This window comes from Rhodococcus sp. PD04 (genome assembly GCF_035918275.1).
Classification (GTDB): domain Bacteria; phylum Actinomycetota; class Actinomycetes; order Mycobacteriales; family Mycobacteriaceae; genus Rhodococcus; species Rhodococcus rhodochrous.
The window spans coordinates 2,400,679-2,425,592 of the sequence record NZ_CP142143.1; the positions used below are offsets into that span (position 1 = coordinate 2,400,679).

Here is a 24,914-nt window from a genome sequence, read left to right on the forward strand (position 1 = left end):
TCCGGTCTACCATCGTTCGTAGTAGAGGAGCGTCCGGAACCGGGCGACCGTGAACGGGCGAAACGAAGGTGCGGATCCGCGTGGGACAAGGAGACAGTGTGCGGGCAGGGCGACGGCCGGGAGGACACGGCTTCGGCGCCCCCGAAGCGCCGAGCGCCCCGCGCCCCGACACCGCGTGGGGCCGGATCTCCGGCACCGTCCTCGCCTACATCGCGTTGACCAAGCCGCGGGTGATCGAACTCCTGCTGGTCGCGACCATTCCCGCGATGCTGTTCGCAGACCGCGGCAAGGTCGACATCGTGCTCATCCTGAGCACCCTGTTCGGCGGTTGGATGGGTGCGGCGAGCGCCAACTCGCTCAACTGCGTCGTCGACGCCGACATCGACAAGGTGATGAAACGCACGGCGTTGCGTCCGCTCGCTCGGCAGACGGTGCCGACACGCAACGCCTTCGTCTTCGGCATGGTGCTCGGTATCGCGTCGTTCGCGTGGTTGTGGTGGCGCGCGAATCTGCTGGCCGGACTGCTGGTCGTGGCGACGATCGCGTTCTACGTGCTCGTGTACACGATGGTGCTCAAACGCCGGACCTGGCAGAACGTGGTCTGGGGCGGGGCTGCCGGTTGTATGCCCGTGATGGTGGGCTGGGCCGCGGTGACGGGTTCGCTGAGCTGGGAACCGATCGTGTTGTTCCTGGTCATCTTCTTCTGGACGCCGCCGCACACCTGGGCGCTCGCGATGCGCTACAAGGAGGACTACAAGGCCGCGGGTGTGCCCATGCTCCCGGTCATCGCCACCGAGCAGCACGTCACGAAGCAGATCCTGCTGTACACCTGGGCGACCGTGATCGCGACGCTGGTGATCGTCCCGGCCGCCGGTGTGATCTACGCGGCCGTCGCGCTGCTCGCGGGCGCCTGGTTCCTGCTCGTCGCGCACCAGCTGTACAACAGCGTGCGCGGTGGGGCATCGGTCAAACCGCTCAAGCTGTTCCTGCAGTCCAACAACTACCTCGCGGTGGTGTGCCTGGGACTGGCGATCGACTCCGTGCTCGCACTGCCGACGATCGGCTCGTACTTCTGACCCACGCTTCACCACGAACGCCCCGGCCGGTCGGCCGGGGCGTTCGCCGTATCGGGTCGGGAGATCACGGGATCAGGACGATCGATCCGGTGGTCCGGCGTCCCTCGAGATCGGCATGGGCGCGGGCGGCCTCGGCGAGGGGATAGCTCGCTCCGACCCGGAGCTTCAACGACCCGTCGGCGAGCGCCGCGAGCACGTCGCCCGCACGCCACAGCAGCTCCTCGCGGTCGCGGGTGTAGTGCACGAGGGTCGGCCGGGTGACGAACAGCGAACCTGCCGGGTTCAGGCGCTGCAGGTCGAAGGGCGGGACTGGTCCGCTCGCGGCACCGAACAGCGCGATCGTGCCGCGCACACGGACGGACGCCAGCGACGCCTCGAAGGTTGCGGCACCGACACCGTCGTAGGCCGCGGCCACCCCCTCGCCGCCGGTGAGCTCGCGCACCTTCTCGGCGAGGTCGTCGCTGTAGCGGAGCACCTCCGCGGCGCCGGCCTCCCGCGACAGCGCCTCCTTCTCGTCGGAGGACACGGTGGTGATCACCCGCACGCCCTTCGCGACGGCGAGCTGCGTCAGGATCAGCCCCACGCCACCTGCACCGGCGTGGACGAGCACCGTCTCACCGGGCTGCGCGGGGTAGACGGACTCGAGCAGGTAGTGCGCCGTCGTGCCCTGGAGGAGGACCGAGGCGGCCTGCTCCGCCGGCACCGAGTCCGGGACCGGTACGGCGACCTGTTCGCGGACGCGGACCAGTTCGGCGTACGAGCCGGGTGCCTCGCACCACGACACCCGGTCGCCGACCGCAGTGTCCCGGACCCCCTCGCCGACGGCGACGACCGTGCCCGTGCCCTCCGAGCCCGGGATGTACGGCAGTTCCGTGCCGTACAGGCCGGTGCGGAAGTAGGTGTCGATGAAGTTGACGCCGATCGCGTCGGTGCGGACCAGCAGCTCACCCGGTCCGGGCGAGGGGTCGGGTCGTTCGACGGGGACGAGGACGTCGGGGCCTCCGTGCTGTGCCACTTCGATTGCGTGCATAGCGCTCACAGTATTCTGCAGACATGAGCGTCGAAACACAGGTCGTGGCCGCACCGGCCGACATCGTCTCGTCCATCCGCAGCTTCGTCGCCGAGCACGGAGGTTCCGGGAAGGCCGTGCTGCAGCCGATCGGTCTGTCGGGCGTCCGGATCACCGTGGTCGCCGCCGACGGCACCCTCGGCGATCGCGTCGCGAAGGACCTCCCGACGGCGCGCGCCATCGTCGAGGAGATCCCCGACGTCACCGTCTCCGAGTGGGACCGCGAGGTCACCAGCATCGCCACCCCGCAGAAGGGTCACTGGGCGAAGATGGCCGGCTGGGTGGCACGCCAGACGAAGTTCCCGAAGGCCCGCAACGAGCGCTGACAGGCCCGATACCCGTACGACGGCACGCGGCCCCTTCCCGGAATCCGGGGAGGGGCCGCGTCGTCGATCGGTCAGGCCGGAACAGGCTCGCGGTCCGGTGTGGTCGTGCGGGTCCGTCCGGCCGCCCAGACCGCGGCGGTCGCCGCCGTGCACAGTCCGGCGCCGGCGACGTGGAAGACGACCAGCACGGCGGGCACGTCCGTCCAGAACTGGACGAGGCCGATGCAGGCCTGCGCGACGACCAGTGCGAGGACGACCTTCAGCCGCAGCGTGACGGCCCGCGGTGCGTGAACGGCATACACCGCGAAGGTGAGGCCGATCAGCAACGCGAGATAACCGACGAGCGCTTCGGCGTGCAGGTGGACGAGATTGGTGATGTCGAGCGCGAGGCGCGGGACGGACCTCTCGATGCTCTTGTCTCCGGCGTGCGGGCCGGCTCCGGTGACCATCGTGCCGAGCACGAGGACCACGGCGAGCGCGACACCCGACAACGCGGTGAGCCAGCGCAGCGGCTGGGGCAGGACCTGCACCACCGTCCCGTCGTCCGGCTCGCTCACCTTGGCGTAGAGCACCGTCGCCAGCCACACCATGAGCATCGATGCAAGCAGGTGGATCGCGACCGTCCACCAGGCCAGACCGGCCAGGACGGTGATGCCGCCGATGATCGCCTGAAGCACGGTGCCCGCGGGCATCAACCATGCCCAGGCGATGACCTCCTTGCGGCGCCGCGCGCGGGTGACGGCCAGGACGATCGCGGCTGCGACGGCCACGACCACGAAGGTCAGCAGCCGATTGCCGAACTCGACCACCTGATGGAGGGTGTTCACGCTGCTCGACACACCGACCGGAACCAGCGACCCGGGGAAGCACTGCGGCCAGGTCGGGCAACCCAGTCCGGAGGCGGTGACGCGGACGACCGAGCCGGTCACGGCGATGCCGCCCTGGGTGACGATCGTGAGGAACGCGATGATCTTCTGCGTCCGCAGCGACGGCAGGGGGAGACGGTCGACAAGGCTCAGGTAGCCGCGATACAACACGGTTCGATGGTACGGCGTGAACCACTACACGCTGTAGTTGGGTCGTGCCCGATCGGGCCGCCCACGACTCAGGTGAAGCGGAACCAGCGCGCCGCGGCGGTGCCGCCGATCACCGTCCAGACGAGCAGCGAGACGATCGACAGCCAGTCGAACACACCCGAGGTGGCGTTCTCGAGCGCGAGCGTCAGCGCCCCCGACGGCACGATCCGCAGCAGGTGGACCACTGCTTCAGGGATCACGTCGCCGAGCACCACGATGCTGCCGATGCCCAACAGCACGAACCACACGATGTTCGCGAGGGCGAGCACGATCTCGGCGCGCAGGGTTCCGCCGAGCAGCAGCCCCAGTGTCGCGAACATCACCGTGCCCAGGGCGATGACGACCGCCCCGATGAGCAGGTCGACGGGGGAGGGGCGCCAGCCCAGGGCCAGTCCGATGGCGCCGAGCAGCACGGCCTGCAGGACGACGACGATGCCCACCGCCGCGCTCTTGCCCGCGATGATCCCCCACTTGGGCAGCGCGGTCGCGCCGATCCGCTTGAGGGCGCCGTAGCGGCGGTCGAAGCCCACGGCGATCGCCTGACCGGTGAACGCCGTCGACATGACGGCCACCATCATCACCGCAGGCAGCACGCTGTCGACCCGCGAGTCGCCGAGATCGCCGATGGGCAGCAGCGACAGGCCGACCAACAGCGTGATCGGGATGAACATGGTCAACAGGAGCTGCTCGCCGTTGCGTAGCAGCAGCTTGAGTTCCATGGCGGTCTGCGCCGCGAGCATCTTCGACGGCGAGTTCGGCTGCGGTCGCGGGGTGAAGGTCCCCTCCGCGAACCGGTTGTTCGCCAGACGATCGTGGGTCACGCTCACCCTCTCAACTCCCGACCGGTCAACTCGAGGAAGACGTCCTCGAGGCTGCGTTGATCCACCCGGATCTCGGTTGCCAGTGCGCCCAGGTTCGCGCACCAGGTGGCCGCCGCCGCGACGACGGACGGTTCGATCGTGCCCTCGACCAGATACCGCCCGGGATTGTCCTCCCGGACCCGGTGGGTGCCGGCCAGAGCGGACTGCAGGGCGCTCAGGTCGAGACCCGCAGGCGCGGTCAGCCACAACTGGCCCTCGGCGCCGTCACGGGTGACCTCGTCGGGCGTTCCCGCGGCGACCACCCGGCCGTGATCGATGATGACGATCTCGTCGGCGAGCTCTTCGGCCTCGTCCATGAGGTGGGTGGTGAGCAGCACGCTCACGCCGTCGCGGCGCAGCGCGTCGATCAGTTCCCACACGAGCAGCCGGGCCTGCGCGTCGAGACCCGCCGTCGGTTCGTCGAGGAACACCAGTTCGGGGCGTCCGACCAGCGCGCACGCGAGCGCGAGGCGTTGCTGTTGTCCGCCCGACAGCCGGCGGTAGGGGGTGCGGCGGGCGTCGGTGAGCCCGAGGCGCTGGAGCAGCCAGTCGGGGTCGAGGGGGTCGGCCGAGTACGCCGCCACCAGGTCGAGCATCTCGCCGGCCCGCGAACCCGGATAGGCGCCGCCACCCTGCAGCATCACGCCGATCCGGGGACGGAGGGCGTCGGAGTCGGCGACGGGATCGAGACCCAGGACGCGGACCGTGCCCGCGTCGGGAGTGACGAACCCCTCGCACATTTCCACGGTGGTGGTCTTACCGGCACCGTTCGGGCCGAGGAGGGCGAGCACCTGGGCGCGTTCGACGGTCAGGTCGAGACCGTTCACGGCGGTGACGCCCCCGTAGGTCTTGACGACGCCGTCCAGGCGCACGGCCGGTACCGCACCGGCGGGAGAACTCGGGGTCACAGGGTTCCAGCCTAGGCGTCCGCGGTTTCCGTCGGACGCGGTGGTGTGCGCTCCTGCAGCCGCCACGGCAGCCGGGAACGTGTGGCGACGATGATCAGCCCGACCACGACGATGGTTGCGATCGACGCCTGGACGATGATGAACGGTTGATATTCGCTGCCGTTGGGCATGAGGATCATGCCGACCACCGACGAGAACGCGATGGTGGGGATCCGGAAGACGGGGCGGGTCGCCCAGGCCGCGAGCGGGATGACCGCCCACAGCAGGTACCACGGCTGCACGACCGGGAAGAGCAGCACGATCGCGCCCAGCGACACCCCCAGCGCACCGACGGGATGGATCCGTCCCGTGAGTACCGCGAGCAGCATGCGCACCGTGACGAAGGCGGCCACCAGCGCGGCGATGGGCCGTGTGATGGACAGCACGGCCGTCGTGTGGTCGCCGAGGCCGAGCAGCACACCCCCGAGACCGGTGCCCATACCGAGCAGGGTCGGGATCGACATCCAGCTGCGCACTTCCGTGGCGGTCCCGAGGGTCTGCGTCCAGCCGAGACCGAGGCCGCTTCCCCAGCTCACCGCCGCGATCACGACGGCTGCGCCCAACCCCAGGACGGCGGCGGCCGCGACCACCGAGCGGAAGGACGCACCCCACTTGCGGGCCAGCGCCATACCTACGAACCCGAGGGCGAGCAGCGAGGGCACCTTGATCATCGACGACAGCGCGATCAGGGCCGTTCCGGCGGCGAGCCATCCCGCGAGACGCAGACGCGACGCCGCCTCGTCGTCCGGGTGGACCGCCCGCAGCGCGAGCTCGACACCGGCGAGCATGAGCCCGAGCATCAGAGCCTCGTTGTGGATGCCCGCGACCAGGTGGAAGAGCAGCAGCGGGTTCGCGGCGCCCAGCCACAACGCACTCACCGGCGCGACACCGCAGCGGCGGGCCAGTCGCGGCAGCGCCCACACGATCAGGGCCACGCCCACGAGCGCGAGCAGTCGGTGGACGAAGATGCCGGCCACGATGTTCTCGCCCGTGACGTAGGTGATCTTCTCGCCGATCCACAGGAAGGCGGGGCCGTAGGGGGCCGGGGTGTCGCGCCAGATGTTCGGCACCGTCCGGGTCAGGACGTGGTCGACCCCCAGAGCGCCGGCCGGACCGATCGCGTAGGGGTCGAGCCCGCGCGCCGCGATCTCGCTCTGCGCGAGATAGGAGTAGACGTCCTTGCTGAACATCGGCGGCGCGACGACCAGCGGCAGGATCCACAGCAGCAGGGTGCGGTCGAGCTGTGACCGGGACAGTCGGCGCACGGGACCGTCCGGTGCGCTCCGGCCGATCGCGAACCGGCCGAGCAGCAGCCAGGCGAGGATCACCAGCGCCGTGCCGATCATGGTGGTCGTGAGGGCGGCGCTCGGCATACGTGCCGCCAGTCCGAGGGCGCGGACGCCCTGCACGGGGTTCTGCAGGACCGGTTGGGCGCCGGCGCCGAGCGCTCCGACCGCCATGAGGACGGCGCCGGTCGCGCCGAGCAGCCGGATGCGGTGGAGATAGATGTTCTCGATCGCGTCGAGTCCGCGACCTTCGGTCTCGTCGCCGTGCAGGACGACCGAGACATCGGCGTGTGGGCCCGGGGCGTCGAGGCCCAGGGCGCGTCGGATCCACACGTGCAGCCGTTCGCGGACCCCGGATCGGCCCGGCGACGGAGACGTCGTGCGCGGGGCGGACAGGGGAGGAGTCGACGGCACGTCAGAAGCGTAACGGGACGGCGAGGGTGGTCTCCGACGGCTCCGTCATGAGGTGTAACAAAGGGCACCCTTGGTGGACCGTGCTTCCGAATTCCGTCACACTGGTGTTGTGAAATACCCGTCCGACACCACCGACACCGAAGAACGCGCAGGTCACGCACCTGCCGCGACGGCGTCGCGCGTCGAGGACACCCGCAAGAATCCTGCTTCGGCAGGTCGCGAGATCCCGGAGGGGCAGACCCGCGCCGCCGTCGTGCAGCTGCTGCTCGAAGAAGGTCCCATCACCGCGCCGGAGATCGGCGAGCGTCTGGGGCTCAGCGCCGCGGGCGTGCGACGCCATCTCGACGCGCTCATCGAGTCCGGCGAGGCGCAGGCCGCCGCGCCGCCGCGCCGGCAGGGACGCGGTCGTGGCCGTCCCGCCCGCCGCTTCCAGCTCACCGCTGTCGGGCGCGCCCGCCTCGGACATTCCTACGACGATCTTGCCACCGCCGCCATGCGGCACCTCCGCGAACTCGGCGGCGACGCCGCCGTGGAGGACTTCGCGCGACGCCGCGTGGACTCGATCCTCGGCACCGTCGCACCCGCCGACGAGAACGTCGACGACGTCGAGAGTGTCGCCGAGGAGATCGCCGGGGCGTTCACCGCCTCCGGTTTCGCGGCCTCGACCCGCCGCGTCGGCACCGGCGTGCAGATCTGCCAGCACCACTGCCCGGTCTCGCACGTCGCGGAGCAGTTCCCCGAACTGTGCGAGGCGGAGCAGGAGGCCTTCGTGCGGATCCTCGGAACCCACGTCCAACGCCTCGCGACGATCGCGAACGGCGACGCCTTCTGCACGACACACGTGCCCGTGCTCCCCAGAGCCGATGTGCCCCGTCCGGAGCCGCCCACGTGACGATCCCACCGCGAGTGCTCCGCGAACCAGGGCACACCAGGAAGACATCCACCCACCCGTCGACCGTCGACGCACAGCCCGCGCCGACGCCCACCAGACTCCGGAAGGAGCTCGCATGACCGTCGCATCGGATCAGACGTCCGGAACCGCGCCGCTGACGCAGGAAGAGACGATCGATTCTCTCGGCCACTACGAATACGGCTGGGCGGACCCCGACACCGCCGGTGCCACGGCGCAGCGCGGCCTGTCCGAAGCGGTCGTGCGGGACATCTCCGCCAAGAAGAGCGAGCCCGAGTGGATGCTCGACATCCGTCTCCGGGCGCTGCGTACCTTCGACAAGAAGCCGATGCCGGTGTGGGGCTCGAACCTCGACGGGATCGACTTCGACAACATCAAGTACTTCGTGCGCTCGACGGAGAAGCAGGCCGCGAGCTGGGACGAGCTCCCCGAGGACATCAAGAACACCTACGACAAGCTGGGCATCCCGGAGGCCGAGAAGCAGCGCCTGATCGCCGGTGTCGCCGCCCAGTACGAGTCCGAGGTGGTCTACCACCAGATCCGCGAGGACCTCGAGAGCCAGGGTGTGATCTTCCTCGACACCGACTCGGGTCTGCGTGAGCACCCGGAGCTGTTCAAGGAGTACTTCGGTACGGTCATCCCGGCCGGCGACAACAAGTTCTCCGCCCTCAACACCGCGGTGTGGTCGGGTGGCTCGTTCATCTACGTCCCGCCGGGTGTGCACGTCGACATTCCGCTGCAGGCCTACTTCCGCATCAACACGGAGAACATGGGCCAGTTCGAGCGGACCCTGATCATCGTCGACGAGGGCGCCTCGGTGCACTACGTCGAAGGCTGCACCGCGCCGATCTACAAGTCCGACTCGCTGCACTCCGCGGTCGTCGAGATCATCGTCAAGAAGGGCGGTCACTGCCGCTACACGACCATCCAGAACTGGTCGAACAACGTCTACAACCTGGTGACCAAGCGCACCAAGGTCGAGGCCGGCGGCTCGATGGAATGGATCGACGGCAACATCGGTTCCAAGGTGACGATGAAGTACCCGGCCGTGTGGATGATGGGCGAGCACGCTCGCGGTGAGGTGCTCTCCGTCGCCTTCGCCGGGGAGGGCCAGCACCAGGACACCGGCGCGAAGATGCTGCACCTGGCTCCGCACACCTCCTCGACCATCGTGTCGAAGTCGGTGGCGCGTGGCGGTGGACGTGCCTCCTACCGCGGCCTCGTGCAGGTCAACAAGGGCGCTCACGGCTCGAAGTCGACGGTCAAGTGCGACGCGCTGCTCGTCGACCAGATCAGCCGTTCCGACACCTACCCGTACGTGGACATCCGTGAGGACGACGTCACGATGGGTCACGAGGCGACCGTCTCGAAGGTGAGCGACGACCAGCTGTTCTACCTCATGAGCCGCGGACTCGACGAGGACGAGGCCATGGCGATGGTGGTGCGCGGGTTCGTCGAGCCCATCGCCAAGGAACTGCCGATGGAGTACGCCCTCGAACTCAACCGCCTGATCGAACTGCAGATGGAAGGGGCAGTCGGCTAAATGACTGCGGAAGCGAAGAACACTCCTGCTACCGGAGTGCAGGATGCCGTGCGCGCCGAGAACCGTGCCCCGGCGATCAATAAGGGTGAGGTCTTCACGTCGTTCGACGTGAACGCCTTCGAGGTTCCCTCGGGACGCGACGAGGTCTGGCGGTTCACCCCGCTGCGCCGTCTGCGCGGTCTGCACGACGGCACCGCTCCCGCGACCGGCACCGCGACCGTCGAGGTCACCCCGGTCGACGGCGTGCAGGTCGAGACCGTGGCACGCGACGACGCGCGACTCGGGAAGGCCGGCGTGCCGTTCGACCGGATCGCAGCTCAGGCGTACTCGTCGTTCGAGACCGCGACCGTCCTCACCGTCGGCCGCGAGGTCGAGGTCGCCGAGCCCGTCACCGTTACGATCACGGGCCCGGGCGAGGGCGCCGTCGCCTACGGGCACGTGCAGATCCGGCTCGAGGCGTTCGCCAAGCTCACGCTCGTCATCGACCAGCGTGGCAGCGGCACCTACGCCGAGAACATCGAGTTCGTGCTCGGCGACAGCGCACAGCTGAAGGTCGTCGCGGTGCAGGACTGGGCCGACGACGCCGTCCACGTCGCCGCGCACCACGCCCGCCTCGGCCGCGACGCCGTGCTGCGCCACTTCACCGTGGCGCTCGGCGGCGATCTCGTGCGTGTGTCGGCTACCACCAAGTACGACGGCCCCGGCGGCGACGCCGAATTGCTCGGCCTGTACTTCGCCGACGCCGGTCAGCACTTCGAGCAGCGCCTGCTCGTCGACCACTCGCAGCCCAACTGCAAGTCGAACGTCGTGTACAAGGGTGCGTTGCAGGGCGATCCGGCCTCCGGCAAGCCCGACGCGCACACCGTGTGGATCGGCGACGTGCTCATCCGCGCAGAGGCCGAGGGCACCGACACCTTCGAGCTCAACCGCAACCTGGTGCTCACCGACGGTGCGCGTGCCGACTCGGTGCCGAACCTCGAGATCGAGACCGGTGAGATCGTCGGTGCCGGACACGCGTCGGCGACCGGCCGCTTCGACGACGAGCAGCTGTTCTACCTGCGTGCTCGCGGCATCCCCGAAAAGGAAGCGCGTCGCCTCGTCGTCCGCGGTTTCTTCCACGAACTGCTCGAGCGCATCACGGTCACCGAGGTCCGCGAACGGCTCGAGGCCGCCATCGAGGCGGAACTCGCCGCCGTCGGCGCCTGACCGGCCCTGCCTCCCGTACTCCCGATACTTCACTAAGGAAACGCATTTCGATGTCCACACCTTCGAACGTCCTCGAGATCAAGGACCTGCACGTCCGCGTCGCACAGACCGACGAGAACGCCGAGCCGATCGACATCCTCAAGGGCGTGAACCTCACGGTCCGCTCGGGTGAGACGCACGCCATCATGGGCCCCAACGGCTCCGGCAAGTCCACCCTGTCGTACGCGATCGCCGGCCACCCCAAGTACGAGGTCACCTCGGGCACCATCACCCTCAACGGTGAGGACGTGCTCGAGATGAGCGTCGACGAGCGCGCCCGCGCCGGCCTGTTCCTCGCCATGCAGTACCCGGTCGAGGTTCCCGGCGTGTCGATGTCGAACTTCCTCCGCACCGCCGCGACCGCCGTGCGCGGCGAAGCCCCCAAGCTGCGCCACTGGGTCAAGGAGGTCAAGCAGGCGATGTCCGAGCTGGACATCGATCCCGCCTTTGGCGAGCGCAGCGTCAACGAGGGCTTCTCCGGCGGCGAGAAGAAGCGCCACGAGATCCTTCAGCTGGGTCTGCTCAAGCCGAAGATCGCCATCCTCGACGAGACCGACTCCGGCCTCGACGTGGACGCGCTGCGCGTCGTCTCCGAGGGCGTGAACCGCTACCAGGAGAACGAGAACGGCGGCGTCCTGCTCATCACCCACTACACCCGCATCCTGCGCTACATCAAGCCGCAGTTCGTGCACGTCTTCGTGGGTGGCCGCGTCGTCGAGTCCGGTGGCCCGGAGCTCGCCGACGAGCTCGAGACCAACGGCTACGTTCGTTTCACCCAGGCAGCAACGCAAGGAGCGTGATCGGATGACGGTGCCGGTGCGGACCTTGGACATCGCCCGGATCAGGGCCGATTTCCCGATCCTCGCGCGCACGGTGCGCGACGGCAAACCCCTGGTCTACCTCGACTCGGGGGCCACCTCCCAGCGCCCGGTGCAGGTGCTCGACGCCGAGCGTGAGTTCCTCGCGACGCGGAACGCGGCCGTGCACCGCGGTGCGCACGCGTTGTCGGAGGAGGCGACCGACTCGTACGAGGACGCCCGCGCCGTCATCGCGGCCTTCGTCGGGGTCGACATCGACGAGGTGGTGTTCACCAAGAACGCCACCGAGTCGCTCAACCTCGTCGCGTACGCCTTCGCCGACGAACGGTTCCCGCACCGGCTCGGACCCGGTGACGAGATCGTCGTCACCGAGCTCGAGCACCACGCGAATCTCGTTCCGTGGCAGGAACTCGCGCGGCGTACGGGTGCCACCCTGCGCTGGTACGGCGTCACCGACGACGGCCGCATCGACCTCGATTCGCTGACGCTGACCGAGGCTGTGAAGGTCGTGGCGTTCACGCACCAGTCGAACGTGACCGGTGCGGTCGCTCCCGTCGAGGAGATCGTGCGGCGTGCGAAGGAGGTCGGCGCGGTCGTCGTGCTCGACGCATGCCAGTCGGTACCGCACATGGCCGTCGACTTCCGTGCTCTCGGTGTGGATTTCGCGGCGTTCTCCGGGCACAAGATGTTCGGTCCGTCCGGCGTCGGTGTCCTCTACGGTCGCCGCGACCTGCTCGCCGACGTGCCCCCGTTCATCACCGGTGGCTCGATGATCGAGACGGTGACGATGGAGGCCACGACCTTCGCCGCACCGCCGCAGCGATTCGAAGCCGGATCGCCCATGGTCTCGCAGGCCGTCGGCCTCGGTGCCGCCGTGCGCTACCTGCAGGACATCGGGATGGACGCCGTCGCCGCGCACGAACACGAGCTGACCGCTGCCGCGCTCGCCGAGCTCGGCGGCATCGACGGCGTACGCATCATCGGACCCACGACTGCCGAACAGCGGGGCGGGGCGGTGTCGTTCGTCGTGGACGGCATCCACGCCCATGATCTCGGCCAGATCCTGGACGACGAGGGCGTCGAGATCCGGGTCGGACACCACTGCGCCTGGCCGCTGCACCGTCGCTTCGGAGTGGCCGCGACCGCCCGCGCATCGTTCGCCGTGTACAACACGCCGGACGAGGTGCAGGCGCTCGGCGCGGCGATCCGGCGCGCCCAGAAGTTCTTCGGGGAGGCGTGATCCGATGCGGATGGAGCAGATGTACCAGGAAGTGATCCTGGACCACTACAAGCACCCGCACAATCGCGGACTGCGCGAGCCGTTCGGCGCCGAAGTGCACCACGTCAACCCGACCTGCGGCGACGAGGTGACCCTGCGCGTGCACATCGACGGCGACACCGTCGCCGACGTCTCCTACGACGGGCAGGGCTGCTCGATCAGCCAGGCGTCGACGTCCGTGCTCACCGACCAGGTGATCGGTGTTCCGCTCGGCGACGCGCTGAAGATCGTCGAGGGGTTCGTCGAGATGGTCGGCAGCCGCGGCACCGTCGAGGGCGACGAGGACCTGATCGGCGACGGCATCGCGTTCGCCGGCGTCGCGAAGTACCCGGCGCGCGTGAAGTGCGCGTTGCTGGGCTGGATGGCCTTCAAGGACGCGGTCGCGCAGACCGTGGACGCCGCCCCCGCCGACCTGGCAGGCGGCGCGCACACCCTTTCGAGCGGAGGACAGAACTGATGACCGAACCCGCACCGGGCACCGTGAACACCGACGAGAATCCGACGGCCGAGTCCGGCGAGGACGAGACCTCGACGCTGGTCGCGGCCACGGCTCCGCCGCTGGATCCGGGCCGCCTCGACGAACTCGAGGAAGCGCTGCGCGACGTCGTCGACCCCGAGCTCGGCATCAACGTCGTCGATCTCGGTCTCGTCTACGGGATCTCCGAGGTCGACGAGACCGTGACCGTGGACATGACGCTGACCTCGGCGGCGTGCCCCCTCACCGATGTCATCGAGGAGCAGGCCAAGGGCGCACTCGTGCGCAGCGGCCTGTGCGACGAGCTGCGTATCAACTGGGTGTGGATGCCGCCGTGGGGTCCCGACAAGATCACCGACGACGGACGCGAGCAACTGCGCGCACTCGGGTTCACCGTCTGATCCGGCTGTCTCCGGCTCCGAGCCTCGGCGCCTGATCTCCGACTTCTCGTCGGAGCTCAGGCGCCTTTGCGTTCGCCGGAGGTCTTCTTGGCGGCCGTCTTCTTCGCAGGACTCTTCTTGGCCGCCGCACTCTTGGACGCGGTCTTCTTCGCTGTGCTCTTCTTCGCGGGACTCTTCTTCGCCGTGCTCTTCGACGCCGTGCTCTTCGATGCGGTCTTCTTCGCGGGGGCCTTCTTCTTCGCGCCCTCGTCCTCGTCTTCGTCGTCGTCCTTCGAGGACTTCTTCCCGCCGGAGGACGAACCGGAGGGGACCTTCTTGCCCGCCGCGTCGACGCTGCGCTGCAGGGCCGCAACGAGGTCGAGGACCTCGGCGTCCTCTTCGTCGGTGTCGGGTTCGGCGACCTGGAAGACCTTCTCGCCGCCGCGGGCGAGGGCCTCGTCGATCAGGGTGCGCAGTTCCACCTGGTACTCGTCGGTGAACTCGGTGGGATCGAAATCGTCGGACATCGACTCGACGAGGGTCTCGGCCATCGCGAGTTCGCGTTGCTTCGGCTTCTCGATGTCGTCCAGCGACTCGAACTCGGCCGCGCGGACCTCGTCGGGCCACAACAGGGTCTGCAGGATGAGCAGTCCGTCGCGGGTGCGCAGCGCCGCCAACCGGGTGCGCTGACGAAGGGTGAAGTGCACCAGCGCCGTCCGGTCGCTCTGTTCGAGGGTCGCGGCGAGCAGGCCGTAGGCCTTCGGCGACGACGAATCGGGTTCGAGATAGTAGGACTTCTCGAACAGGATCGGATCGATCTGCTCGGTGGGCACGAACTGCAGCACCGGGATCTCGTGCTTCTCGGCGGCGGGGAGCTTGTCGAAATCCTCGTCGGTGAGCACCACCCGCTCGCCGTCCTCGGAGTCGTACGCCTTGTCGATGTCCTGGTAGGGGACGACCTCACCGCACTCGGTGCACACGCGCTGATATTTGATCCGCCCGCCGTCCTTCGCGTGCACCTGGTGGAAGGAGATGTCGTGCGACTCGGTGGCCGAATACACCTTTACCGGGACGTTGACGAGGCCGAACGCGAGTGAGCCTTTCCAGATCGACCGCATGTGTCCATCATGATCGACACCTCGGGAGCACGCTGGAAAGCTGCGAAACTCACCGGCGGGTTCGTCGAGACGTTCGCCACACCGCCGCATCCGTCGGATCAGCGGAGCGAACGCAGAATCGTCATGCGTGCGTCCATCGGCAGCACCCGGAACAACCGCCACATCGTGGCCGCCACGCCGGTCGCATCGTCGCGACCGGACAGGTAGGCGCGTTGCTGCTCGACCGGCAGAGCGAAGAACGCGTCGAAGAACTCGATCGCTCCGCGTGCGTCGAGTCGCAGCAGGACCCGCAGTCCCATCTGCCGGAGGGTCGCCACGGAGCGGGCGCGGACAGGCCACAGGACGCGGTCCGGATCCTCGCCGCGACGCATCGCATCGACCACCGCATCCGCCGTGGACAGGGCGGTCGCCACCGCGTATCCCGTTGCGGGATGCATGAGGCCACCGCGAGCGCCGAAGCCGACCACCCCGGGTGCCGTCGGTGCGCCCTCGACGGCGAAGCGCACCCGTTCGACCACCTCGTCGCCGGTCGTACGCACGCCGCGCGCTTCGAGGCGGACGTGCAGGCGCCGTTCGAGTTCGCCGAGACCGAGTGCCGGGCGACCGACGAGGCAGGTCTCCTCGACGATCGTGCGTCCGTCACCGGCGGGCACCGCGTACAGGAAGGACGGCACGTCGTCGGGGCCGGTGCCGTTGTCGCGACGCCAGTCCATGAACCAGGCGGCGTGACCGTCGAGCGCCGGAGAAGCGATCGCATCGTCCACGATCAGCCCGAACGCCGTCTGCTGAGCGTGTCCCGGATCGGCGGGAACCCCGCGGGCATCGACGACGTAGCGCGCAGGCATCCTGCGACCGTCCCCGAGGACCACACCGTCCGCATCGACGTCGCGTACCCGGCCCGTCACCACCGTGACCTCATCGAGGGCGAGGAACTCCTGCAGGCGCGTCGTGTCCAGCACCCGGTAGGCGCGATCGACGGTGTGGGGTCCGGTCGTCCATGCTGCGGGGCTGTCGATGTGCGCTGCCACCACCTCGTCGGGCAGCCAGGCGGGTAGTTCGTCGGCCCACGCCGCGTAGGTCGCGGTCCACCGGCGCTGCGGGCGCACGTCGACGGCCGTCACCGACAGTCCGGCCGCGGCCGCCCGGAACGCCAGCGCACGGCCGGCGGGACCGAGTCCGGCCACGACGAGGTCGGTGGGGGGAAGGTGGGTCACGGGCGCCAGCCTAGGTCGCGTGCGGAGAGCTCCCTGGCTGCGCGTGGTCAGGGGTAGCGCATCTCACCGTGGGGGAGGGGCGCTGTCACGGTAAAATGAGTGGTTCGTGTGCCCGGCTGTTTGCCACCATGGCACCCAACCATCGTCTTTCTTCCTAGGAGCCCGTGCGTGATCACCGCTACCGACCTCGAAGTCCGCGCCGGCGTGCGGACGCTGCTCACCGCCCCCGGCTCGGGGCTGCGGGTGCAGGCCGGGGACCGGATCGGCCTCGTGGGGCGCAACGGTGCCGGCAAGACCACGACCCTGCGGATCCTCGCGGGTGAAGGCGAACCCTACGCCGGCACCGTGATCCGTTCCGGAGACATCGGGTACCTGCCGCAGGATCCCAAGGAGGGCAATCTCGACGTCCTCGCCAAGGAGCGCGTGCTCTCGGCGCGGGGTCTCGACGAGATCATGCGCAGCATGGAGAAGCAGCAGGCACTCATGGCGGAGGCCGTGGACGAGAAGATCCGCGACCGTGCCGTCCGTAAGTACGGTTCGCTCGAGGAACGTTTCGCGACGCTCGGCGGTTACGTCGCCGAATCCGAGGCCGCGAGCATCTGCCACAGCCTCGGTCTGCCCGACCGGGTCCTCGGCCAGCCCCTCCACACGTTGTCGGGTGGTCAGCGCCGTCGTGTCGAACTCGCCCGCATCCTGTTCGCGGCCTCGGACGGTTCCGGTGGGAAGTCCGACACCACGCTGCTGCTCGACGAGCCGACCAACCACCTCGACGCCGACTCGATCACCTGGCTGCGCGGTTTCCTGCAGAACCACGACGGTGGGCTCATCGTCATCAGTCACGACGTCGACCTGCTGGCCGATGTGGTGAACAAGGTGTGGTTCCTCGACGCGGTGCGCGGCGAGGCCGACGTCTACAACATGGGCTGGAAGAAGTACCTCGACGCGCGCGCCACCGACGAGCAGCGTCGTCGCCGCGAGCGCGCGAACGCCGAGAAGAAGGCGTCGGCTCTGCAGAAGCAGGCCGCGAAGCTCGGAGCGAAGGCCACCAAGGCCACGGCCGCCCAGAACATGGCCAAGCGCGCCGAGAAGCTGCTCTCCGACCTCGACGACGTGCGCGTCGCCGACAAGGTGGCCAAGATCCGGTTCCCCACGCCGGCCGCCTGCGGCAAGACCCCGCTGATGGCCAAGGAGTTGACCAAGGTCTACGGCTCCCTGGAGATCTTCACCGGCGTCGACCTCGCGATCGACCGGGGCAGCCGGGTCGTCGTCCTCGGACTCAACGGTGCCGGCAAGACGACGCTGCTGCGACTGCTCGCGGGTGTGGAGCAGCCGGATCTCGGCGAGCTCGTGCCCGGTCACGGTCTGAAGATCGGTTACTTCGCGCAGGAGCACGACACCATCGACGACTCGGCGACGGTGTGGGAGAACATCCGGCACGCCGCTCCGGACGCCGGCGAACAGGACCTGCGAGGCCTGCTCGGCGCGTTCATGTTCACCGGTCCGCAGCTCGAGCAGCCGGCGGGAACGCTCTCCGGTGGTGAGAAGACGCGACTCGCCCTGGCGGGACTCGTGTCGTCCGCGGCGAACGTGCTGCTCCTCGACGAACCGACCAACAACCTCGATCCCGTCTCGCGCGAGCAGGTGCTCGATGCGCTGCGCAGCTACGAGGGTGCCGTCGTTCTGGTCACCCACGATCCGGGTGCGGCCGAGGCCCTCGACCCGGAACGGGTGATTCTGCTTCCCGACGGAACCGAGGACCACTGGTCCCAGGAATACCTCGAGCTCATCCAGCTCGCCTGATCGGGCTGCCGGTCGGATCCGCCCCCTGATCCGCTCCCGCTGGTCCGATCTGCGTCCGCGCAACCTGACAGTCCTCTAGCCTGGGAAAGGGACCTTTGGCGAGGGCGCAGGGAGGATCCGATGGCGCGAAATTCCGGTGGTGGAGAGACGACCTACGCGAAGGGAGCCCGAGTTACAGGCGAATCGCGGGACCGCTTGCAGGAGGATCTGAAGCGCCGCTACGAGGAAGGCGCGAGCATTCGGAGGCTCGCGCAGGAAACCGGTCGATCCTACGGTTTCGTGCACAACGTTCTCGTGGAGTCGCAGGTGCGGCTGCGGGGCCGCGGCGGCCCGAACCGTCGTCGGGCGGCAGCGAGCGACGAGAAGGCGTGAGGAACGGATCCGGCGCGTCAGTCGCGGCGACGCACGGATTCCTCGACGAGGTCGAGAACCGCGACGAGGTCCTGTTCGGTGTGCCCTGAAGCGAGGCGGGCGACGAGCCCGTCGAGCACGAGGTCGAGATAACCCAGAACGACTTCGGTCGGCACGTCGTCGCGTAGCCGGCCCGCTTCGCGCTGCCGTTCGAGGCGCCCGACGGTGGCCTCGGTGAGTTCGGCCGAATGCTGCATCCACGCCTTCGCGAACTCGGGGTCGGTGCGGAGGCGGCGCGTGATCTCGAGCCGAGTCCCGAGCCAGTCGAACTGGTCGGGGGAGGACAGCATGTCGCGCATGACCTGCACGAGTCCTTCGTTGGCCGCGACGTCGGCCATCCGTCTCGCGTCCTCCTGGGCGAGGGCGAGGAACAGGCCGTCCTTGTCCTTGAAATGATGGAAGATCGCGCCACGGGACAGGCCCGTGGCCTCTTCGAGCAGTCGCACGGTCGCGCCGTCGTAACCGTATTCGGCGAAGCAGCGACGGGCACCGTCGAGGATCTGCCTGCGCCGCGCGGCGAGATGGTCCTCACTGACCTTGGGCACGCGCCACTTCCTTTCGGCTCGAGGGAGGCGGCGGGCCCGAGACGAGTCTCGTCCCGGGCCCGCCGCTCCACACAGGTGTGACCGATCGGGTCACGAGCAGTGCTCTCAGCCGCGGATCATGTTCCGCAGCACGTACTGCAGGATGCCGCCGTTGCGGTAGTAGTCCGCTTCACCGGGGGTGTCGATGCGGACGACAGCATCGAAGGTGACCTTCTCGCCGTTGTCCTTGGTCGCCGTGACCTTGACGGTCTTCGGCGTGACGCCCTCGTTGAGCTTCTCGATGCCCTCGATGTCGAAGACCTCGGTGCCGGTCAGGCCCAGCGACGCGGCCGACTCGCCCGCCGGGAACTGCAGCGGGATGACGCCCATGCCGATGAGGTTCGAGCGGTGGATGCGCTCGAAGGACTCGGTGATGACGGCCTTGACGCCGAGCAGGCGGGTGCCCTTGGCGGCCCAGTCACGCGAGGAGCCGGAACCGTACTCCTTGCCACCGAGGACGACCAGCGGGATGCCGGCCTTCTGGTAGTTCTGCGAGGCGTCGTAGATGAACGCCTGCGGAGCACCGTCCTGGGTGAAGTCGCGGGTGTAGCCACCGGAGACACCGTCGAGCAGCTGGTTCTGCAGACGGATGTTCGCGAAGGTGCCGCGGACCATGACCTCGTGGTTGCCACGACGCGAACCGAGCGAGTTGTAGTCCTTGCGCTCGACACCGTGGGCGTCGAGGTACTGCGCGGCCGGGGTACCCGGCTTGATCGGACCGGCCGGGCTGATGTGGTCGGTGGTGACCGAATCGCCGAGCAGCGCAAGGACGCGAGCGCCCTTGATGTCGCTGACCGCGTCCGGCTCCATCGTCATGCCCTCGAAGTACGGAGCCTTGCGGACGTACGTCGAGTCCTCGTCCCACGCGAAGGTGTCGCCCTCGGGGGTCTCGAGGTTCTGCCAGCGCTCGTCGCCCTTGAAGACATCGGCGTAGGACTTGCGGAACATGTCCTGGTTGATCGCCGACTTGATGGTGTCGTCGATCTCCTGGGCGGAAGGCCAGATGTCCTTCAGGAAGACGTCGTTGCCGTCCTTGTCCTTGCCCAGCGCGTCGGTCTCGAAGTCGAAGTCCATCGTGCCCGCGAGCGCGTACGCGATGACCAGCGGCGGCGAGGCCAGGTAGTTCATCTTCACGTCGGGGGAGATACGACCCTCGAAGTTGCGGTTGCCGGAGAGCACCGCGGTGACCGAGAGGTCGTTGTCGTTGACGGCCTTCGAGATCTCCTCGGGCAGCGGGCCGGTGTTACCGATGCACGTGGTGCAACCGAAGCCACCGAGGTAGAAGCCGAGCTTCTCGAGGTACGGCCACAGGCCGGCCTTCTCGTAGTAGTCGTTGACGACCTGCGAACCCGGAGCCATGTTGGTCTTGACCCACGGCTTGGTGGACAGGCCCTTCTCGACGGCGTTGCGGGCGAGCAGTGCAGCGCCGAGCATGACCGACGGGTTGGAGGTGTTGGTGCAGGAGGTGATGCCCGCGACCACGACGGCGCCGTGGTCGAGGACGAACTCGCCGCGCTCCTCCGAGACGACCTTGACCGGCTTGGTGGGGCGACCGTGCGAACCGTTGGCGGCCGAGTGGACGTCGACTGCACCGTCGTCCGCGAAGGACAGCACGGCCGGGTCGGACGCCGGGAAGGACTCCTCGACGGCCTCGTCGAGCTTGCTGTGCTCGGCCGGGAGGTTCTCCTCCACGTAGTTGTGGATGTCCTTGCGGAAGGCGACCTTCGACTCCGACAGCAGGATGCGGTCCTGCGGACGCTTCGGGCCGGCGATCGACGGGACGACCGTCGACAGGTCGAGCTCGAGGTATTCGGAGAACTCGGGCTCGCGGCTCGGATCGTGCCACAGGCCCTGCTCCTTGGCGTACGCCTCGACGAGAGCGAGCTGCTCGTCGCTGCGGCCGGTCAGGCGCAGGTAGTTGATGGTCTCGCCGTCGATCGGGAAGATCGCTGCGGTGGAACCGAACTCGGGGCTCATGTTGCCGAGGGTTGCGCGGTTGGCGAGGGGGACCTCGGCCACGCCGGCGCCGTAGAACTCGACGAACTTGCCGACGACGCCGTGCTTGCGCAGCATGTCGGTGACGGTGAGCACGACGTCGGTCGCGGTCACGCCGGGCTGGATCTCACCGGTGAGCTTGAAGCCGACCACGCGCGGGATGAGCATGGAGACCGGCTGGCCGAGCATCGCGGCCTCGGCCTCGATGCCGCCGACGCCCCAGCCGAGCACGCCGAGGCCGTTGACCATCGTCGTGTGCGAGTCGGTGCCGACGCAGGTGTCGGGGTAGGCCTGGCCGTTACGGACCATGACGGTCGGGGCGAGGTACTCGATGTTGACCTGGTGGACGATGCCCATGCCCGGGGGCACGACGCGGAAGTCGTCGAAGGCGCCCTGGCCCCAGCGCAGGAACTGGTAGCGCTCACCGTTGCGCTCGTACTCGAGGTCGACGTTGCGCTCGAGAGCGTCGGCGCGACCGAAGTAGTCGAGGATCACCGAGTGGTCGATGACCATGTCGGCGGGGGAGAGGGGGTTGACCTTGTTGGGGTCGCCGCCCAGGGCCGTGACGGCCTCACGCATGGTGGCGAGGTCGACGACACAGGGGACACCCGTGAAGTCCTGCATGATCACGCGGGCGGGCGTGAACTGGATCTCGATGCTCGGGTCGGCGGAGGGATCCCAGTTGGCGATGGCCCGGATGTGATCGGCCGTGATGTTCGCACCGTCCTCGGTGCGCAGCAGGTTCTCGGCCAGGACCTTCAAAGAATAAGGAAGTTTCTCGGTGCCGGGGACGGCCGACAGGCGGAAGATCTCGTAGGAGTTGTCTCCGACCTGCAGCGAACCCTTGGCGCCGAACGAATCACTACTGGTGCTCACGTCAGCTCCACTCGTCGTTTCGGCTGGCCGCCGACGGGGCTGTGTCGACGGCTGAAGCGAGGCACACGACGTCCACCCGCGGCCCGTGGCCCGGATGCAGAAGTCGTGGCGTCTCGCACTCGATTCTAACAGTACGCTTGTCCTGTAATGAACCGAAGTCGGGTCCGTCGTCCCGACGAGGCGTCGCGCCGGCATCGGTCCTGCTCGAGGCGAGTGCTTGGAGCCGCCGTCGCGCGATCGCGTAGTGTTCTCCCTTGCCGCACGGGTGTGGCGCTTCGTGTCGTCTCCGCGCGGCCGGATCACCGTATCGCCCGGCTTCTGCCCCAGCACCACCGGAGAGAGATGTCTGCGCCACTGCTTCGCATACCGGGCCCTGCGCTCACGGATCTTCCTGCCGGGGTCTCGGTCGAAAAAGTGCTCGCCGATCTCGCCGACGACCAGGTGGCCGCACCCTCCCAGTACGTGGACGATCTCGTCGCCGAGGTGCAGCGCGCGCAGGAGAACGGCATCGACCTCAGCGTGGTCGTGCTCGATCGGGATCCCCGTATGGATTCGCAGCTGCGCGACCTCGCGACGGAGGTCGGCGCCGAGGACGGCGGAACTGTCCTGGTCCTCAGCCCCGGATGGGTCGGAACGTTCAGCGCGGATCTCGACCGCGTCACTCTCGAGGCAGCGCAGGATCGCACCTATACCGGCGATCCGGTGGTCTCCACTCGCAACTTCGTCGATTCGGTGCTCGAACCGTCACCGCCCTGGACTCTGATGACGTTGCTGATCGTCGCGGTGGTCGCCCTCGCGGCCGGCGCGACCTATCTCGCCAAAAGCCGCCGCGCAGCCGGTGATGCGACCGTTGCCGGAGGTAACGGATCGTCATCGTCCACGGACGTCTGAGGTCTCTTTCGCGTCACCGCGGGCGTGATTTCGGGGCTGTCCGCGCCTCTTTCGCGACGGAACCCGGCAGGGAGGATCGTTCGGCATCCTCACGGTCTTCCTCGGTGTCCTCGCCGTGTTCGTTCGGCGTTCTTTCCGCCGATCTTCGTGACTGTCATGCGACATACCCCTGTGGTGTCGTACGGTTCTCATGACGCTCTTGGGGAAGGTGTGTCACAACCCGGCTCGTGGGGACGCTGCCCACAACCGGTGTACGACTGCAGCGTGTGAGCCGTGGGGCACCCACGGCCGGCGGATGCTGCCTGCCTTCCTCGGGTCGTCTGGCCGGATGTCTCGGCCACCAGGTGCGACCGAGGGAGACGCAAGTGAGACGGTTCGGTATCCACGGAGGGATTCCGCGACGGTCGGGGCCGGACGGCACCGCCACGACGCTCACTGCAGGCCGTCGACCCGACGGACCGGCACCCGGTCGCGCCCCGCGGACGCGTACCGGCACGCTCCTTGCCGGTTTGGGGTTGGTCACAGCCGTGCTCCTCACCGTGACCACCACGGCGTCCGCCGCACCGCCCCCGCCGCCGAACCCCTCCGACGCCGAGATCGACCGCGCGGGTGCAGCGGTCGCGGCCAACATCGATCGGGTCGGGCAGCTGATCGTCCGGATCGCCGACGCGGATCAGCAGCTCGCCGAGCTCGATGCGCAGGTCGCCATCCGCCGCGAGGACGTCAACCGGGCGCTCGTCGACCTCCAGAGCGCGCGCGACGCGGCGGACCTCGCCGAGTGGGTGGTCGTGGACTCCCGCCGCGCACTCGACGACGCCGCCGACCGGATCGCCGCTGCCCAGAAGAACTTCGACGCGTTCGTCCGCGACAGCTACACCCGCGGCGCCAACTCGGTCTCCCTCGCGGCCTTCCTCGATGTCGACGGGCCCGACGATCTGCTCGACCGCGCCCAGGTCATGCGACTGCTGTCGGCCGGGCGCACCGCAGTGCTCGATGCGCTCCAGCGCGCCCGGGCGCAGGAGGCCAACTCCCATTCGCGGGCACGCGCAGCCAAGCTCGAGGCCGATGCGGCAGCGGAGGCCGCCGAGCAGCGCAGGGCAGAGGCAGAGGCCGCGATCGCCGTCGCGCGAGCCGAACTCGGTCGGCAGGCCGCCGAGAAGTCGCGTATCGAGCAGGAACGTGCGAGCGCGCAGAGCGAACTCGACCGGGCCCGCGTCAACGTCGCGGGCCTCGAAGGGCAACGCGCGCAGTACCAGGACTGGGAGCGTCGCCGCGCGGCCGAGGAAGCAGCTGCCGCAGCGGCCGCAGAGGCGGCACGGGTCGCGGCGGCGGAGGCGGCCGAGCGGGTCGCCGCCGACGCCGCAGCCCGAGCGCGCGCGGCGGAACTCGCCAACGGCCGGCGCCCCCACACCCTGATCGAGGAATCTCCGTCGACCGGCGGCAGCGACGTCACCTCACCGGGTGAGGTCACCACCGAATCCGGAGCGTCGGACGGCAGTGACACCGATGCGAGTGGCCCCGATAGGAGTGACACCGACGCGAGTACGCCGGATTACACCGAGGACGTCACCGTCCCCGATTACGGCGACCGGGGAAGCGTCCTGGACGACGTTCTGGACGACACGGACAGTGGAACGGTCCCGGATTACGACGACGGTGGAACCGTCCCCGATGACACCGACGACACCGTCCCGGACGATACCGACAGCGGCACGATCCCGGACGAGGGCGACGACGAGGGCACCGGTAGCGACGGTGGGATCGACTGGGACAACCCGGATCCGGGCGACCCCGTCTTCGAATCCCCGGGATCGGGCACCGGAGGATCGGGTTCCCGTCCCTCCACACCGAATTCGACGCCCAGCACCCCGTCGCGTCCGTCCGTCACCGGTCCCGCTGCGGTGGAGATCGTCATCGACCGCGCGATGTCCCAGATCGGCGTCCCGTACGCCTGGGGTGGTGGAAACGAGAACGGCCCGACCCGCGGTATCCGCGACGGCGGCGTCGCCGACGTCCACGGCGACTACGCCAAGGTCGGCTTCGACTGTTCCGGGCTGATGATCTACGCATTCGCGGGCATCGGCATCTCGCTCCCGCACTACACCGGCTACCAGTACACGGCAGGCACGCAGGTCCCGTCGTCGCAGATGAGGCGGGGCGACATGATCTTCTACGGGCCCAACGCCAGCCAGCACGTCGCGTTGTATCTCGGTGACGGACAGATGCTCGAGGCGCCGCAGTCGGGATCGTTCGTGAAGATCTCGCCGGTACGCTGGGGCGGCATGACACCGTACGTGGTGCGCATGGTGTCGTGAGGGCGA

At 68.6% G+C, this 24,914-nt stretch carries 22 protein-coding genes; 13 read left to right on the forward strand and 9 right to left on the reverse strand.

What is annotated here, in order from left to right; translation table 11 throughout:
• Positions 1-98: 98 nt before the first annotated feature.
• Entirely contained in the window at positions 99-1,076 is a 978-nt protein-coding gene (locus U9J23_RS11105) for a heme o synthase (RefSeq protein ID WP_059381396.1), read from the forward strand.
• Positions 1,077-1,140: 64 nt separating this feature from the next.
• Here the strand turns inward: U9J23_RS11105 and U9J23_RS11110 are convergent, their stop codons facing one another.
• Positions 1,141-2,106 carry a quinone oxidoreductase family protein gene (locus U9J23_RS11110; protein WP_272266607.1) on the reverse strand — a complete coding sequence of 322 codons (966 nt, stop codon included), beginning with the start codon at positions 2,104-2,106 and terminating at the stop codon, positions 1,141-1,143.
• 23 nt (positions 2,107-2,129) lie between these two features.
• Here U9J23_RS11110 and U9J23_RS11115 point away from each other — a divergent pair, with 23 nt between their 5' ends.
• Positions 2,130-2,471 (forward strand): hypothetical protein, encoded by a 342-nt coding sequence (locus tag U9J23_RS11115; protein ID WP_059381398.1) that lies wholly within the window; start codon positions 2,130-2,132, stop codon positions 2,469-2,471.
• 71 nt (positions 2,472-2,542) lie between these two features.
• Here U9J23_RS11115 and U9J23_RS11120 read toward each other — a convergent pair whose 3' ends face one another.
• The 4 genes from U9J23_RS11120 to mptB form a co-directional block, all read right to left on the reverse strand.
• Positions 2,543-3,508 carry a COX15/CtaA family protein gene (locus U9J23_RS11120; RefSeq protein WP_272266609.1) on the reverse strand — a complete coding sequence of 322 codons (966 nt, stop codon included), beginning with the start codon at positions 3,506-3,508 and terminating at the stop codon, positions 2,543-2,545.
• A gap of 68 nt (positions 3,509-3,576) precedes the next feature.
• The gene (locus U9J23_RS11125; protein ID WP_272266611.1) at positions 3,577-4,374 is read right to left on the reverse strand and encodes an ABC transporter permease; all 798 of its coding nucleotides are present in this window, start codon (positions 4,372-4,374) and stop codon (positions 3,577-3,579) included.
• Positions 4,371-5,315, reverse strand: coding sequence for an ABC transporter ATP-binding protein (locus U9J23_RS11130; protein WP_016691723.1), 945 nt, complete (start codon positions 5,313-5,315; stop codon positions 4,371-4,373). The genes U9J23_RS11125 and U9J23_RS11130 overlap by 4 nt, the downstream gene beginning before the upstream one ends.
• A gap of 11 nt (positions 5,316-5,326) precedes the next feature.
• Complete coding sequence (mptB, locus tag U9J23_RS11135; protein WP_370670838.1) at positions 5,327-7,054, reverse strand: polyprenol phosphomannose-dependent alpha 1,6 mannosyltransferase MptB; 1,728 nt, start codon at positions 7,052-7,054, stop codon at positions 5,327-5,329.
• A gap of 109 nt (positions 7,055-7,163) precedes the next feature.
• On the opposite strand from mptB, the gene U9J23_RS11140 reads away from it, so the two are divergent.
• The 7 genes from U9J23_RS11140 (at position 7,164) to U9J23_RS11170 (ending at position 13,725) form a co-directional block, all read left to right on the forward strand.
• Complete coding sequence (locus U9J23_RS11140; protein WP_442802280.1) at positions 7,164-7,946, forward strand: helix-turn-helix transcriptional regulator; 783 nt, start codon at positions 7,164-7,166, stop codon at positions 7,944-7,946.
• A gap of 115 nt (positions 7,947-8,061) precedes the next feature.
• Positions 8,062-9,507 (forward strand): Fe-S cluster assembly protein SufB, encoded by a 1,446-nt coding sequence (gene sufB, locus U9J23_RS11145; RefSeq protein WP_272266613.1) that lies wholly within the window; start codon positions 8,062-8,064, stop codon positions 9,505-9,507.
• On the forward strand, positions 9,508-10,713 hold the full coding sequence (gene sufD, locus U9J23_RS11150; RefSeq protein WP_059381402.1) for a Fe-S cluster assembly protein SufD: 1,206 nt from the start codon (positions 9,508-9,510) through the stop codon (positions 10,711-10,713).
• A gap of 50 nt (positions 10,714-10,763) precedes the next feature.
• Positions 10,764-11,552, forward strand: coding sequence for a Fe-S cluster assembly ATPase SufC (gene sufC, locus U9J23_RS11155; RefSeq protein ID WP_059381403.1), 789 nt, complete (start codon positions 10,764-10,766; stop codon positions 11,550-11,552).
• Between the two features lie 4 nt (positions 11,553-11,556).
• Entirely contained in the window at positions 11,557-12,810 is a 1,254-nt protein-coding gene (locus U9J23_RS11160; protein WP_059381404.1) for a cysteine desulfurase, read from the forward strand.
• Between the two features lie 4 nt (positions 12,811-12,814).
• Positions 12,815-13,306 (forward strand): Fe-S cluster assembly sulfur transfer protein SufU, encoded by a 492-nt coding sequence (gene sufU / locus U9J23_RS11165; protein WP_026061042.1) that lies wholly within the window; start codon positions 12,815-12,817, stop codon positions 13,304-13,306.
• Positions 13,306-13,725, forward strand: coding sequence for a metal-sulfur cluster assembly factor (locus U9J23_RS11170; RefSeq protein ID WP_059381405.1), 420 nt, complete (start codon positions 13,306-13,308; stop codon positions 13,723-13,725). The genes sufU and U9J23_RS11170 overlap by 1 nt, the downstream gene beginning before the upstream one ends.
• A 56-nt stretch (positions 13,726-13,781) precedes the next feature.
• Here U9J23_RS11170 and ku read toward each other — a convergent pair whose 3' ends face one another.
• Both ku and U9J23_RS11180 read right to left on the reverse strand, forming a co-directional pair.
• Positions 13,782-14,822 carry a non-homologous end joining protein Ku gene (gene ku / locus U9J23_RS11175; protein WP_085468128.1) on the reverse strand — a complete coding sequence of 347 codons (1,041 nt, stop codon included), beginning with the start codon at positions 14,820-14,822 and terminating at the stop codon, positions 13,782-13,784.
• Between the two features lie 98 nt (positions 14,823-14,920).
• A complete protein-coding gene (locus U9J23_RS11180; RefSeq protein WP_059381407.1) occupies positions 14,921-16,036 on the reverse strand; it encodes a lycopene cyclase family protein in 1,116 nt (371 codons plus the stop codon).
• A gap of 168 nt (positions 16,037-16,204) precedes the next feature.
• On the opposite strand from U9J23_RS11180, the gene U9J23_RS11185 reads away from it, so the two are divergent.
• Positions 16,205-17,836: an ABC-F family ATP-binding cassette domain-containing protein gene (locus U9J23_RS11185; protein ID WP_059381408.1), complete on the forward strand. Its 1,632-nt coding sequence runs from the start codon at positions 16,205-16,207 to the stop codon at positions 17,834-17,836.
• Positions 17,837-17,956: 120 nt separating this feature from the next.
• Positions 17,957-18,208: a helix-turn-helix domain-containing protein gene (locus tag U9J23_RS11190; protein ID WP_026061044.1), complete on the forward strand. Its 252-nt coding sequence runs from the start codon at positions 17,957-17,959 to the stop codon at positions 18,206-18,208.
• A 17-nt stretch (positions 18,209-18,225) separates the two neighbouring features.
• Here the strand turns inward: U9J23_RS11190 and U9J23_RS11195 are convergent, their stop codons facing one another.
• Complete coding sequence (locus U9J23_RS11195) at positions 18,226-18,792, reverse strand: TetR/AcrR family transcriptional regulator (protein WP_085468129.1); 567 nt, start codon at positions 18,790-18,792, stop codon at positions 18,226-18,228.
• 105 nt (positions 18,793-18,897) lie between these two features.
• On the reverse strand, positions 18,898-21,702 hold the full coding sequence (gene acnA / locus U9J23_RS11200; protein ID WP_272266623.1) for an aconitate hydratase AcnA: 2,805 nt from the start codon (positions 21,700-21,702) through the stop codon (positions 18,898-18,900).
• Positions 21,703-22,044: 342 nt separating this feature from the next.
• On the opposite strand from acnA, the gene U9J23_RS11205 reads away from it, so the two are divergent.
• Entirely contained in the window at positions 22,045-22,593 is a 549-nt protein-coding gene (locus tag U9J23_RS11205; RefSeq protein ID WP_272266624.1) for an Rv1476 family membrane protein, read from the forward strand.
• A gap of 365 nt (positions 22,594-22,958) precedes the next feature.
• A complete protein-coding gene (locus U9J23_RS11210) occupies positions 22,959-24,908 on the forward strand; it encodes an NlpC/P60 family protein (RefSeq protein ID WP_326602671.1) in 1,950 nt (649 codons plus the stop codon).
• Positions 24,909-24,914 lie beyond the last annotated feature (6 nt).